12 protein-coding genes and 1 pseudogene are annotated in these 13,132 nt (G+C 72.2%); 12 read left to right on the top strand and 1 reads right to left on the bottom strand.

Annotated elements, in window-relative coordinates; translation table 11 throughout:
* Positions 1 to 229 precede the first annotated feature (229 nt).
* The 11 genes and pseudogenes from SSBG_RS07065 to SSBG_RS34315 all read left to right on the top strand — a co-directional run bounded on the left by SSBG_RS07065 (position 230) and on the right by SSBG_RS34315 (position 11,986).
* The gene (locus SSBG_RS07065) at positions 230 to 1,000 is read left to right on the top strand and encodes an enhanced serine sensitivity protein SseB (RefSeq protein ID WP_008745517.1); all 771 of its coding nucleotides are present in this window, start codon (positions 230 to 232) and stop codon (positions 998 to 1,000) included.
* Between the two features lie 166 nt (positions 1,001 to 1,166).
* Positions 1,167 to 2,027 carry an enhanced serine sensitivity protein SseB C-terminal domain-containing protein gene (locus tag SSBG_RS07060; RefSeq protein ID WP_008745516.1) on the top strand — a complete coding sequence of 287 codons (861 nt, stop codon included), beginning with the start codon at positions 1,167 to 1,169 and terminating at the stop codon, positions 2,025 to 2,027.
* A gap of 667 nt (positions 2,028 to 2,694) precedes the next feature.
* A complete protein-coding gene (locus tag SSBG_RS07055) occupies positions 2,695 to 3,693 on the top strand; it encodes an ABC transporter permease (protein ID WP_008745515.1) in 999 nt (332 codons plus the stop codon).
* Positions 3,694 to 3,733: 40 nt separating this feature from the next.
* Entirely contained in the window at positions 3,734 to 5,500 is a 1,767-nt protein-coding gene (locus tag SSBG_RS07050; protein WP_037869133.1) for an ABC transporter substrate-binding protein, read from the top strand.
* A gap of 138 nt (positions 5,501 to 5,638) precedes the next feature.
* Positions 5,639 to 6,649 (top strand): ABC transporter permease, encoded by a 1,011-nt coding sequence (locus SSBG_RS07045; protein ID WP_008745513.1) that lies wholly within the window; start codon positions 5,639 to 5,641, stop codon positions 6,647 to 6,649.
* The gene (locus tag SSBG_RS07040; protein ID WP_078491235.1) at positions 6,646 to 7,842 is read left to right on the top strand and encodes an ABC transporter ATP-binding protein; all 1,197 of its coding nucleotides are present in this window, start codon (positions 6,646 to 6,648) and stop codon (positions 7,840 to 7,842) included. The genes SSBG_RS07045 and SSBG_RS07040 overlap by 4 nt, the downstream gene beginning before the upstream one ends.
* Positions 7,843 to 7,862: 20 nt before the next feature.
* Entirely contained in the window at positions 7,863 to 9,251 is a 1,389-nt protein-coding gene (locus tag SSBG_RS07035) for an ABC transporter ATP-binding protein (protein WP_008745511.1), read from the top strand.
* A gap of 29 nt (positions 9,252 to 9,280) precedes the next feature.
* Positions 9,281 to 9,943: a trimeric intracellular cation channel family protein gene (locus SSBG_RS07030; protein WP_008745510.1), complete on the top strand. Its 663-nt coding sequence runs from the start codon at positions 9,281 to 9,283 to the stop codon at positions 9,941 to 9,943.
* A 148-nt stretch (positions 9,944 to 10,091) separates the two neighbouring features.
* On the top strand, positions 10,092 to 10,949 hold the full coding sequence (locus tag SSBG_RS07025) for a thioesterase family protein (RefSeq protein WP_008745509.1): 858 nt from the start codon (positions 10,092 to 10,094) through the stop codon (positions 10,947 to 10,949).
* Positions 10,950 to 11,091: 142 nt separating this feature from the next.
* Positions 11,092 to 11,301, top strand: a pseudogene (locus SSBG_RS35660) (SRPBCC domain-containing protein); the annotation flags it as partial.
* A 307-nt stretch (positions 11,302 to 11,608) separates the two neighbouring features.
* Positions 11,609 to 11,986: a hypothetical protein gene (locus tag SSBG_RS34315; RefSeq protein WP_234010394.1), complete on the top strand. Its 378-nt coding sequence runs from the start codon at positions 11,609 to 11,611 to the stop codon at positions 11,984 to 11,986.
* A gap of 78 nt (positions 11,987 to 12,064) precedes the next feature.
* On the opposite strand, the gene SSBG_RS07015 is transcribed toward SSBG_RS34315, so the two are convergent.
* Positions 12,065 to 12,730 carry a TetR family transcriptional regulator gene (locus tag SSBG_RS07015; RefSeq protein WP_008745508.1) on the bottom strand — a complete coding sequence of 222 codons (666 nt, stop codon included), beginning with the start codon at positions 12,728 to 12,730 and terminating at the stop codon, positions 12,065 to 12,067.
* Positions 12,731 to 12,840: 110 nt separating this feature from the next.
* On the opposite strand from SSBG_RS07015, the gene SSBG_RS33105 reads away from it, so the two are divergent.
* On the top strand, positions 12,841 to 13,044 hold the full coding sequence (locus SSBG_RS33105) for a hypothetical protein (protein WP_158677750.1): 204 nt from the start codon (positions 12,841 to 12,843) through the stop codon (positions 13,042 to 13,044).
* Positions 13,045 to 13,132: the final 88 nt, after the last annotated feature.

Below are 13,132 nucleotides of genomic sequence, written 5' to 3'. Positions count from 1 at the left end.
CGCGCCCCCGGCCCGTCCCACGCCCCCCGCGTCCCCCGCGCCCTCCACGCCCCCCGCCCTGCCCGCGCCGCGCCGGGCGGCCGGGGGCTGAGCCCGTCCGCTCCCCGGCGGTCCGTCGGAGCCGCGCGCTACAGTGCGCCCGCAAGCAGCGAACGACAGCGGCCCCGCGCGAGCGGTGGCCCGCGGAACGACAGCGGGCCGGGCGCCCGCGGGCCAGGGTGGGAAGCGGATGAACGTTCCGGCGCAGACGACGGGCGAGACCGCGCCGTACGGCGGGTGGCCGGGCAACGAGCTGGAACAGGTGCTCGTCGCCTCGCTCGGCGTACCGGGCGCGGGCGGCCGCATCGTGGAGACGCTCGGGCGCGGCACGATATGGGTGCCGCTGCCCAAGGGCGGCGGCCCCGAGAGCGCGGCGCTCGACCTCCCGGCCGTCGAACTGGGCGGACAGGCGTACGTGCCGGTCTTCAGCTCCCAGGAACAACTCCTCGCGGTCATGGGCACCTACACGCCCTTCGCCGAGGTCGCCGCTATCGACTTCGCACGCGGGCTGCCCGCGCAGCTCGGCATCCTCCTCAACCCCGAGGGCACCGTCACCGTGCCCCTGCCCCCGCCCGCCGTGGCCGAACTGTGCCGCGCCGGACGCACCGTGCTCGACGGGCCGGGCGGCGGCGGCCGGGTGCGGCTGCGCGAACCGGACTGGCAGGTGGACCCGGTGGACTTCCTGAGCGCCGCCGCCGAGGAGTTCGCCGCCACCGGACTCGTCCGCACCGCGCGCCGCTGCCTCGCCGAGGTCGAGGACCAGCCCCCCTCCCTCTTCGTGGGCGTCGAACTGGCCGACCCGGCGGGCGGCGAGGCGGTGCTCGACGCGCTCGGGCGCGCGCTCGGCCGGGTCCCCGTCGCCTGGCCGGTCAACCTGATCCTCCTCGACGTGGCCCAGGACCCCGTCGCCGACTGGCTGCGGGGCCGGGTCCGCCCCTTCCACACGGCACTCGCCCCCTGACGCGTACTTCGGCGGACGGCCCGCGCCCGGACCGGCGCGCGCCGAACTGGTTGGATGGGAGGTCGCGCCGGGCTTCGGCACGAGGCCGCGCGCGGCGCGCCCCTGCGCCCCGCGACGGGGGCCAGTACGGTGGGGCGGTCGATTCACGACGAAGGGGCGGTCACAGGTGAGTGCGTCGGGCACGGCGGCCGGGGGCGAGCTCCCGGGCCGCACGCGGCCGGGGACGGGGGAGCACCTCGAAGAGGCGTTGCGGCAGGTCGTACCGGGCCGCTCCGACGCCTACGAGGCGCTGTTGCACGCCCTCGCCGCCGGCAACGTCCACATGCTGCTCTTCTCCGGCACCCCGGGCTCGCCCGAGGCGCGCTACGGCGCGATGCACGTGGCCGGGCAGTCCTACGCGCCCTGCGTCACCTCGCCCCGCGAACTCGCGGCGAGCGGCTGGAGCCGCGCGCAGATCCTGGAACGCGGCGAGGCGGTGGCGGGCGCCCTCTACCCCTCCCGCTGCGGGCTGTGGCTCAACCCGCACGCGCCCGGGGGTGGCGTCGGCATCCCCTGGGCCGACCTGCGCCGCGTCGCGCTCGGCCCGGCGACGCAGCCCGCCGGACCGCTGCGACTCGCCGAACCGACCATCGAACTGCCCCAGTTCTACGCGCTGCTCACGCAGCAGGCGCACCGCACGAGCGTCGTGCGGGGCCTGCACCGCGCCTGGGTCCAGCCGGCCGCCGGGCTCCCGTGCCTCGCCATCGGGCTCGACCTCTACGACGAGGGCCCGCAGTCCGTCGAGGCCGCGCACACGATGCTCCGCCTCTCCTCCACCGCCCTCCCCGAGGACCTCACGGTCATGGCGGTCTCGCTCATGGACCCGCACGACCCGCTCGCGGGGTGGCTGCGCGAGCGGACCCGGGCCTTCTACACGCGGGAGGCGCACCCCGCCCAGGCCCCGGGACAGGGCGCGGGACCCGTGCCCGGACAGGTCGCGGGCCAGGGGTACGGGTATCCGCCGCCGTACGCGGGGCCCCGGGGCTGACGTCGCGCGGCGCGGCGCGGCGGCGCGGGGCGTGGCCGTGTCGTGCTGCCGGGCGTGCCGCTGCGTGCGCGCGGCGCGGCCGGACGGGCCTCCCGCGTTCCGCGCCCCCCGTCCCCCTTCGCCCGCACCGCCCGGTGGTGCCCGGTGGTGCCCGTATTCCGCCGCTCCGGGCGTCTCCCCGCACTCCCGCCCCATTGGGCCGCGTAATGGCATGAGTTGACGACCCCCGGCCTCAAGTTGTCCAGTATGCGGACAAGTTGAGGTGCGCCGCACGCTATGCACGCATGTATGTCCCGCTTGGCGCAGCTCGCCCCGCGCACGCCCTTTGTCCGCGCGCCGTCGCGCAACTCCTGTGTGTCCGATGGGGGTTGTGAGGAATCCGGATAGCGGACCACCCTTCCGCGCATCACGGTTGGGCAACCATTGGGCGTCCCCTCTGGCGGGTGATCGCCGAGACGTTGAAGACTCCCGCACCAAGGGCCCTCGGCCCCGTGGGGTGGTTGCCGTACCGGTGCGCACCCTTCCGTGCGACAGGCGTCCTGTCGCCTCCCGCGACCCGCGGCGCGGTGAACTACGCGCGTTCGACGTCGCATCACGAAGAACCAAACGCCGTCAACCACGGCGCGTACGGGTCGGTGACCGCCGACCGAGAGGGGCCAGAGGCACTGTGACCGCACCGATCGAGACCACCGGCTCGGCGGCCGAGGCGCAACCCGAAGCGGTACTCGCCGGTGCCAAGAGAGGCCAGATCGACGGGCGTTCGCTCGGGCAGATCGCCTGGAACCGCTTCAAGCGCGACAAGGTCGCCATGGCCGGCGGCGTCGTGGTGATCCTGCTCGTGCTCGTCGCGCTGCTCGCCAAGCCGATCCAGGCCGTCTTCGGGCTCGACCCCAACGCCTTCCACCAGAGCCTCGTGGACCCCGAACTCCTCGCGCCCAAGGGTGCGTTCGGAGGGATGAGCTGGGACCACCCGCTCGGCGTCGAACCGCAGACAGGGCGCGACATCCTCGCCCGCATCATCGAGGGCTCCTGGGTCTCGCTGCTCGTCGCCGCGGGCTCCACGCTCCTGTCGGTGATCATCGGGGTCGTCCTCGGCGTCGTCGCGGGGTTCTACGGCGGCTGGGTCGACAGCGCCATCAGCCGCCTGATGGACACCTTCCTCGCCTTCCCGCTGCTGCTCTTCGCGATCTCCATCTCGGCCGCCCTCCAGAACGGCGCCTTCGGCCTCTCCGGGCTGCCGCTGCGCATCGCCGTCCTCGTCTTCGTCATCGGCTTCTTCAGCTGGCCCTACATCGGGCGCATCGTGCGCGCCCAGACACTGAGCCTGCGCGAACGCGAATTCGTCGAGGCGGCGCGCTCCCTGGGCGCCCGCGGTCCCTTCATCCTCTTCCGCGAACTGCTGCCCAACCTCGTGGCGCCGATCCTGGTCTACTCGACCCTGCTGATCCCCACGAACATTCTCTTCGAGGCCAGCCTGAGCTTCCTCGGCGTGGGCATCGCCCCGCCCCAGGCCTCGTGGGGCGGGATGCTCACCAGCGCGGTCGACCTGTACCAGGTGGACCCGATGTACATGGTCATTCCCGGCATGGCGATCTTCATCACCGTGCTGGCCTTCAACCTGCTGGGCGACGGGCTCCGTGACGCTCTCGACCCGCGCAGCAAGTAACCGCGGCGCCGCCGCATCTACCGAGGGGGCACACCTCAGCATGAAAACCAGGAAGCTGGCAGCCGCGATCGCGGCGACCACCGCGTTGGGCCTGGCCGCCACGGCCTGCGGCGGCGGCGGTTCTTCGAACAAGGGCGGCGGGGGCGGCGGCAACGGCGACGCCAAGGCCGACGCGGCGATGTCCTCCATCGTCAACGAGACGAACAAGAAGGGCGGGACGGTCACGCTGGAGCACTCCAGCGGCCCCGACTCCCTCGACCCGGGCAACACGTACTACGGCTGGGTGCAGAACTTCTCGCGCCTGTACGGCCGTACGCTCGTGACGTTCAAGCCGGCCGCGGGCAAGGACAGCCTCACGGTCGTCCCCGACCTCGCCACCTCGCTCGGCAAGGCCAGCCCGGACGCGAAGACCTGGACGTACACCCTGCGCAAGGGCGTCAAGTTCCAGGACGGCACGGAGATCACCTCGAAGGACGTCAAGTACGCCATCGAGCGCTCCAACTTCGCGCCCGACGCCCTCTCCAACGGCCCGACGTACTTCAAGGCGTACCTGGAGGGCGGCGACAAGTACAAGGGTCCCTACAAGGACAAGTCGCCCGGGGGCCTCAAGTCGATCGAGACCCCCGACGACCAGACGATCATCTTCCACCTGAACAAGCCGTTCGCCGACATGGACTACCTGGCGACCTTCTCGCAGACCGCCCCGGTCCCGCAGAAGGCCGACACCGGCGCCGACTACGTCAAGAAGATCGTCTCCTCGGGCCCGTACAAGTTCTCGTCCTACAGCGAGAGCCGCGGCGCGACCCTGGTCCGCAACGAGCAGTGGGACGCGAAGAGCGACCCGATCCGCAAGGCGCTGCCGGACAAGATCGACCTCAAGCTCAACGTCAACGCCACGACGATCGACGAGCACCTCATCGGCGACACCATCACCGCCGACGCGGGCGGCACGGGCCTCCAGTCGAAGACCCAGCCGAAGGTCGTCACCAAGGTCCAGGAGAAGGCGAAGACCGACGACCCGTACGCGGGCGCCACGCAGTACCTGGCGCTCAACGTCAACGTGAAGCCCTTCGACAACGCCGACTGCCGCAAGGCCGTGCAGTACGCGGTCGACAAGGCCGGCATGGTCGACGCGACGGGTGGCAAGCTCAAGGGCGAGGCGGCCAGCACGCTGATCCCGCCGTCCGTGGCCGGTTACAAGAAGTTCGACCTGTACCAGACGCCCGGCAACAAGGGTGACGCCGCCAAGGCGAAGGACGCGCTCAAGAAGTGCGGCAAGCCGAACGGCTTCAAGACCAACCTGAGCGCCCGCTCCGACCGTCCCGACGAGGTCACCGCGGCCACCCAGCTCCAGGAGAGCCTCAAGAAGGTCGGCATCCAGGCCGAGATCAAGACCTTCCCGGCCGACAAGTACTTCACGGACTTCGCCGGTTCCCCGGACTACGTCCACAAGAACAAGATCGGCATGATGATGATGGCCTGGGGTGCCGACTGGCCCTCCGGCTTCGGCTTCCTCGACCAGATCGTCAACGGTTCCGCCATCAAGCCCTCCGGCGGCACCAACCTGATGGAGCTGAACGACAAGGCGATCAACGCCAAGCTCGCCGAGGGCATCGGCACCCTCGACGACACGAAGCGCAACGCGATCTGGGGCGAGATCGACCAGATGGTCGCCGAGAACGCCTCGGTCGTGCCGCTCTTCTACCGCAAGAACCTGCTCTACCGCCCGGAGTCGGCGGCCAACGTGACGGTCACCGAGGCGTACCTCGGCATGTACGACTTCACGCTGCTGTCCTCCACCAAGTAGCCGACACCACCGGAGCCCGGCCCGCCCGAGTCCTCAGCGGCGCGGGCCGGGCCCTGTCATCCGAAGCACTCCGAAAGGCAGGTGAAGGCGCCGGGGGACGGGGCGCGAACCGTTCCCTCCCCCCGGCGCCGGACAGCTGTGACTGCGTACATCATCCGACGCGTATTCGCCGCGGTACTGCTGCTGCTGGTGGTCAGCGCGGTCACGTTCGCGATCTTCTTCCTGGTGCCCAAGCTGGCCGGCCAGACGACCGATTCCCTGGCGGCCCAGTACATAGGCAAGAGTCCCAGCGCCGACGCCATCGCGGCGGTCAAGAAGAACCTGGGACTCGACGACCCGCTGTACCTCCAGTACTGGCACTTCATCAAGGGCATCGTCGCCGGGGCCGACTACAACTTCGGCCCCAACCCCACCACCTGCCACGCCCCGTGCTTCGGCTACTCCTTCAAGACCCACGTCGAGGTCTGGCCGGAGATCGTCCAGCGCGTGCCCGTGACCTTCTCGCTCGCGATCGGCGCGGCGGTCATCTGGGTCATCACCGGTGTCGCCACCGGTGTCGTCTCGGCGCTCAAGCCCGGCTCGTTCTTCGACCGCCTGGCCATGGGCATCGCGCTCGCCGGTGTCTCGCTGCCGATGTTCTTCACCGGCCTCGTCGCCCTCGCCCTCTTCAGCTTCAACTGGCCGATCTGGGAGAACCTCCGGTTCGTGCCGTTCGGCGACAACCCCGCGCAGTGGGCGTGGAACCTGATCCTGCCCTGGTGCAGCCTCGCCTTCCTCTACTCCGCGCTCTACGCCCGGCTCACCCGCGCCGGGATGCTGGAGACGATGGGCGAGGACTACATCCGCACCGCCCGTGCCAAGGGCCTGAGCGAGGGCACGGTCGTCTTCAAGCACGGCCTGCGCTCGGCGCTCACCCCCCTCGTCACCATCTTCGGCATGGACTTCGCGCTCCTCCTGGGCGGCGCGGTCATCACCGAACGCGTCTTCTCCTTCCAGGGCATGGGCGCGTACGCCATCGAGGGCGTGACCCGCAGCGACCTGCCCATCGTCATGGGCGTGACGCTCGTCGCCGCCTTCTTCATCGTCCTGTGCAATCTGGTGGTGGACCTGGTCTACGCCGCGATCGACCCCCGCGTGAGGCTGTCATGACCGAGCCGACCAAGAAGACCCCCGAGACCCCCGAGACCCCGGAGACCCCCGGCACCTCCGAGACCCCCGGGACCGGCGCGAAGGACGTGACGGCCGCGAAGGGCGCCACGGGCACCGGCACCGGCACCGTACGAGCCGCCGCCGGCACGGGCGGCCCGGCCGGGGCGCCCGCCGACGCCTTCCTCTCCGTGCGCGACCTGCGCATCCACTTCGACACCGACGACGGCCTCGTCAGGTCCGTCGACGGCGTCAGCTTCGACGTCCGCGCGGGCGAGACGCTCGGCATCGTCGGCGAGTCCGGCTCCGGCAAGTCCGTCACCTCGCTCGGCGTCATGGGCCTGCACCGCTCCGCCCGCGCGCGCGTCTCGGGCGAGGTCTGGCTCGACGGCGAGGAACTGATCGGCGCCGAGGAGTCGCACGTACGCAAGCTGCGCGGCCAGAAGATGGCGATGATCTTCCAGGACCCGCTCTCCGCGATGCACCCGTACTACACGGTCGGCTCGCAGATCGTGGAGGCGTACCGCGTCCACCACAAGGTCAGCAAGAAGACCGCCCGTACCCGCGCGGTCGAGATGCTCGACCGCGTCGGCATCCCCGAGCCCGGCAAGCGCGTCGACAGCTACCCGCACGAGTTCTCCGGCGGGATGCGCCAGCGCGCCATGATCGCGATGTCGCTCGTCAACAACCCCCAGCTGCTCATCGCCGACGAGCCGACCACCGCGCTCGACGTGACGGTCCAGGCCCAGATTCTCGACCTGATCCGCGACCTCCAGAAGGAGTTCGGCTCGGCGGTCATCATGATCACCCACGACCTCGGTGTCGTCGCCGAGATGGCCGACCAGATCCTCGTCATGTACGCGGGCCGCTGCATCGAGCGCGGCAGCGCCGAATCCGTCTTCTACGGACCACAGCACCCCTACACCTGGGGGCTGCTCGGCTCGATGCCGCGCATCGACCGCGAGGAGACGGACCGGCTCGTCCCGGTCAAGGGCTCGCCGCCCTCGCTGATCAACGTCCCCGAGGGCTGCGCCTTCAACCCGCGCTGCCCCTACGCGGATCTGCCCAAGGACGACCTGACCCGCACGGTCCGTCCCGAACTGCGCGAGACGAGCGGCGGCCACTGGTCCGCCTGCCACCTCACGCAGGAGGAACGCACCCGGATCTGGACCGAAGAGATTGCGCCGAAACTGTGAGCGAGACCAAGGGCGACGACGTGAGCATCCCCGCGCAGACCGCCGGGCAGGACGGCGAGCGGGGCACCCGGCCCGCCGAGGAGTCCGCGCCCGCCGGTGACACCCTCCTGCGGGTCGAAGGGCTCGTGAAGCACTTCCCGATCCGCAAGGGCCTGCTCAAGCGGCAGGTCGGCGCGGTCAAGGCCGTGGACGGGCTCTCCTTCGACGTGCGCGCGGGCGAGACCCTCGGCGTCGTGGGCGAGTCGGGCTGCGGCAAGTCCACGATGGGCCGGCTCATCACGCGGCTGCTCGAACCCACCGGCGGCAGCGTCGAGTTCGAGGGCAAGGACATCACGCACCTGTCGACCGGCGCGATGCGCAGGATGCGGCGCGACGTGCAGATGATCTTCCAGGACCCGTACTCCTCGCTCAACCCGCGCCACACCATCGGCACGATCGTCGGCGCGCCCTTCAAGCTCCAGGGCGTCGAGCCCGAGGGCGGCGTCAAGGCGGAGGTCCAGGCGCTCCTGGAACGGGTCGGCCTGAGCCCCGAGCACTACAACCGCTACCCGCACGAGTTCTCCGGCGGCCAGCGCCAGCGCATCGGCATCGCCCGCGCGCTCGCGCTCAAGCCGAAACTCGTCGTCGCCGACGAGCCGGTCTCCGCGCTCGACGTCTCGATCCAGGCGCAGGTCGTCAACCTCCTCGACGACCTCCAGGACGAGCTGGGCCTCACGTACGTGATCATCGCGCACGACCTCTCGGTCATCCGGCACGTCTCGGACCGGATCGCGGTCATGTACCTCGGCAAGATCGTGGAACTGGCCGACCGCAAGACGCTCTACGCGACGCCCGGGCACCCGTACACCTCGGCGCTCCTGTCCGCCGTGCCGGTCCCCGACCCGCGCCGCAAGGGCCAGAGCAACCGCCGGCTCCTGCTCGGCGACGTGCCCTCGCCGATCGCGCCGCCCTCCGGCTGCCGCTTCCACACCCGCTGCTGGAAGGCCACCGCCTCCTGCGCGACCATCGAGCCCCCGCTGATCCAGCTCGGCACCGGCCAGAAGGTCGCCTGCCACCACCCGGAGCACGGCCCCGACCAGCTCCCGGGCGACGCGCCGCTGGGGGTGCGGGCCGCGACGGTGACGCTGAGCGGGGGGAAGACGCAGACGCCGGAACCTGCGGCGGAGGCGGACGAACCCGTGGTGGGGGCGGACGAACCCGCGGCGGAGGCGACGGAACCTGCGGCGGAGGCGGCGGGGCCCGTGGTGGAGAAGCCGAAGCCCGCGGCCGCCGCCGGACCGGCCGCCGGTGCCGAACCGGCTTCCGCCGCCGATCCCGCGCCCGGTGCCGACGCTCCGGAGCAGGCCGCTCCTGAGCGGGCCGCTCCTGAGCGGGCCGCTCCCGACGAGGCCGGTCCGGAAGGGAAGTGAGCCGTGGACCACCCGGCACAATGTCCCGGGTGGTCCATGAACTCTTCTCACCCGGCGTGCAGCACGTCCTCGACCTCGTCGGCATCTTCGTGTTCGCCATCTCGGGGGCGCTGCTCGCGGTCCGCAAGAACTTCGACGTCTTCGGCATCGTCGTCCTCGCCGAGGTGACGGCGATCGGTGGCGGGGTGCTGCGCGACCTCGTCATCGGCGCCGTCCCGCCGGCCGCCTTCCAGGACCTCGGCTACTTCGGGATGCCGCTCCTCGCCTCGCTCCTGGTCTTCTTCCTCCACCCTCAGGTGGAGCGGATCAACGGGGGCATCGCGCTCTTCGACGCCGCCGGTCTCGGCCTCTTCTGCGCGACCGGCACCATCAAGGCGTACAGCTACGGCCTCGGCTACGTCTCCTCCGCGGTGCTCGGCCTCGCGACAGCGGTCGGCGGGGGCCTCATGCGCGACATCCTCGCCAACGACGTGCCCTCGCTGCTGCGCTGGGACCGCTCGCTCTACGCCGTCCCCGCGATGGCGGGCGCCGCGATCACGGCCCTGTGCATCCGCCTCGACATCCTCAACGCCTTCTCCACGGCGGGCGCGATCCTCACCGCCTTCGCCGTACGGATGCTCGCGCTCCGCTACGACTGGCGCGCGCCCCGCGCCTGGAACCGGCGCAGCGCGGCCGTGGAGGTCGAGGAGTGAGGCGCCGCACGGGCAGGGGCGGCCGGGCGCCCGTACGAGCCCGCCCCGGAGCCCGTACGAGCCCGCGGCCCCACGCGTGAGCCGTGCCACCCTGCCTCGCACCCGGCAAAGCTACCGCTCAGTAGCCTTGCTGGGGTAGGCTCGGGCCATGGCACAGGCAACCGCCCGGGCGAGCATCGGGAACAGTGAGTTCGACCGCGACACGGCCGTGAGCCGACGCGGTCCCGGCGTCTTCGACGCCACCCTCTCCGAGGGCTGGACGATCATCAACGCCGTCAACGGCGGCTACCTCCTCGCCCTCGTCGCCCGCGCGCTCGGTGAGGAACTGCCGCACGGCGACCCCTTCTCGATCACGGCGCACTACCTCACCGCCTCCCGTCCCGGCCCCGCCGAGATCCGTACCGAGACGGTCCGTTCCGGGCGCACCCTCTCCACCGGCCAGGCGTCCCTCGTGCAGTACGACGAACAGGGCGCCCCCGTCGAGCGGCTGCGCGTCCTCGCCTCGTACGGGAACCTCGACACCCTGGACCCCGAGGTGCGCACCAGCGCCAAGCCGCCCGTGCTGCCGCCTCTCGAACAGTGCCTGGGAACCTCGGACGCCCCGGACGGCAAGGTCGTCCCCGGCTCCAGCGCCATCACCGAGCGGCTGCTGCTCAAGCTCGACCCCGCCACCGTCGGCTGGGCGGTCGGGGAGCCCTCCGGCAAGGGCGAGGCCCGCGCCTGGTTCGGCCTCGCGGACGGCCGCGACGCGGACCCGCTCTCGCTCCTGCTCGCCGTGGACGCGCTGCCGCCCACCGCCTTCGACCTCGGCCTCATGGGCTGGATGCCCACCGTGGAACTCACCGCCCACGTCCGCCACCGCCCCGCCCCCGGCCCGCTCCGCGTCGCCGTCACGACCCGCAACCTCGCCCACGGCTTCCTGGAGGAGGACGCCGAGGTCTGGGACAGCGCCGACCGCCTGGTGGCCCAGTCCCGTCAGCTCGCCCGGGTCGTCCAGCCGGGCTGAGCCCCGTCCCCGCGGGCGACGGCGGCGCCCCGTCCCCGTACGGACCGACCCCCCGCGCGCCCCGCCGCAGGCTCTCGTAGCGTTGCCGCGGGCGGCCGGAAACGGCCCCCGCAGACGACGTCACCGGCCCCGGGAGCCCTGAATGCAGCCGCGTGCCGACACCCTCACGCGTGACGAACACGGCAGATCGGTCCTGAGCCTGCGCCGCCGTCTGCCGCACCCGGCGCGCCGGGTCTGGGCGGCCCTCACCGAGGCCGCCCTCACCGCCCGCTGGATGCCGGCCGAGGTCGAGCTGCGCCCCCGCGCGGCGAGCCCGGTGCACATCCGGCTCCCCGGCGCGGCGCCCGGCGGCGGCGAGGTGCTGCGCGCCGTACCGCCCTGGGCACTCGGGTACACGTGGGGCGAGCACGAACTGCACTGGTCGCTGCGCCCCGAACGCGCCGCGGGCGCCACCGACGCGGACACCGCGCCCTGCCTGCTCGGCCTGCGCCACGTCTTGAGACGACCACCGCGGCGCGGCGAGCTACGCGGCCGGCTGGCACACGTGCCTCACCGCGCTCGCGCAGGTCCTCGACGGCGAGGAGCCCGACCACGCGGGCGACGCGGACGGCGCGCTCCACGAGGCGTACATCGGCCTCCTCGGCCTCGCCGGCTCGACCGTGGACGAGGGCCCCGAGAGCCTCACGATCCGCCTGGAACGCCAGCTCGTCCGTCCCGCCGCCGACGTCTGGTCCCTGCTCACGCGTGGCGCGAGCACCCGGCGCGGCGAACGCGCCCCCGACGGCTTCGGCACCGTCGGCACCCCGGCGGGCGAGATCACCGAGCTGTGCGCGCCGCGCCTGCTCGAATACGCCTGGAGCCCCCTCGGCCGCACCCGCTGGGAACTCCTCCCCGGCACCGGCCACGGCGCCCGCCTCCTGCTCAGCCACTCCTGCCCCCCGCTCCCCGAGCCCGCCGTCGCCGCCGCCCAGGCCGCCTGGCACCAGCGCGTCGAGGAACTCGCGACCCAGCTCCTGGACACGCCGGTGCGGGGCTGAGGAGGCGGGGGAGGGGGCGGCAGGGGCGGGGCGGGTTCGCCGTTCCGGCGCGCCGTGTTCGGCCGCTGGGTGGTGCGGTCAGGTGCCCTCGTCCTGCCAGTGGCGGCGTCCGAGTGCCACCACCCGCAGCTTCCGGCGCGCGCCCGTGAGGACCGCCTCCTCCGCCTCCGTGCCCGGCTCCGTCTCCAGGAGGGAGGTCGCGGTGAGCAGGAGCAGGTCCACGTACAGCTCCGCGAGCATCTGGACGTCCCGCACCGTCCAGCCCCGTGACTCCGGCTGTGCGGCGAGACCGGTGGCCACCTCGTAGGAGAAGTCGCGCAGTTCGCGGTCGGTCGCCTCCCGCACGGCCCGTACCCCGCCGTGCCGTTCGCGCGCGAGGAAGCGCACGTGCGCCGGGTAGGCGCGCACGTGCGTCGCGATGAGGCCGACCGCGTCGGCGATGCGGTCCTCGGTGCTCGCGGCGCCCGTGAGCAGCGCGCGCACGACCTGGTGGAGGCTGCCCAGCGCCTCGTCCACGAGGGCGACGCCGAGATCGGGGATGTCGCGGAAGTGCCGGTAGAAGGCGGTCGGCGCGATCCCGGCCGCACGGGTCACCTCGCGCAGGCCGAGACCGCTCAGGCTCTGCTCGGCGAGCAGGCCGAGCGCGGCGTCCAGGAGCGCCCGGCGGGTGCGTTCCTTCTGGGCGGCGCGGCTGTTGGGCGCGAGGGCGTCACCGGGGTGCGCGGCGGGGGCGGTGTGATCCATGCCATCCAGTCTGCCATCCGGTCAACAACTGTTCGCCGAAATTCTCGGCGCGCACATGTGTAGACTGACAAGTCAGTGAACACTTGTACTTACAAGTGTTCACTGATTCCGTGCACGGTTTCACCCCTTCGGCCCTCAAGGAGGTTCGGATGCTCGTCCTCGTCGCGGCCCTGCTCCTGCTCGGCGTCGTCCTCGGCGCCGTCGCCCATGTCCCGGTCGCCGCCTCGCTCCTCGCGGGCGCCGCGATCGGCGTCTGGCTCCTCGTCTTCGCGGTGCGCGAACGCCGCCGCCCCCACCGCACCGCACACCGCTGAGCCCCCGCGCACACCGAGCCACCACCCGGAGGTACCTCATGAAGACCCTCGACCAGGAACGCCGGGCCCCCCACCCCGCGCACCCCGA

The sequence above is a fragment of the Streptomyces sp. SPB074 genome (assembly GCF_000154905.1).
Taxonomy (GTDB): Bacteria; Actinomycetota; Actinomycetes; order Streptomycetales; family Streptomycetaceae; genus Streptomyces.
This window is presented reverse-complemented; position numbering and strand designations above follow the sequence as displayed.

Coding starts and splice junctions, on each gene's coding strand:
- SSBG_RS07015 (WP_008745508.1), bottom strand. CDS start 12,730: ATGGATCACACCGCCCCCGCCGCGCACCCCGGTGACGCCCTCGCGCCC.
- SSBG_RS07025 (WP_008745509.1), top strand. CDS start 10,092: ATGGCACAGGCAACCGCCCGGGCGAGCATCGGGAACAGTGAGTTCGAC.
- SSBG_RS07040 (WP_078491235.1), top strand. CDS start 6,646: ATGACCGAGCCGACCAAGAAGACCCCCGAGACCCCCGAGACCCCGGAG.
- SSBG_RS07050 (WP_037869133.1), top strand. CDS start 3,734: ATGAAAACCAGGAAGCTGGCAGCCGCGATCGCGGCGACCACCGCGTTG.
- SSBG_RS07065 (WP_008745517.1), top strand. CDS start 230: ATGAACGTTCCGGCGCAGACGACGGGCGAGACCGCGCCGTACGGCGGG.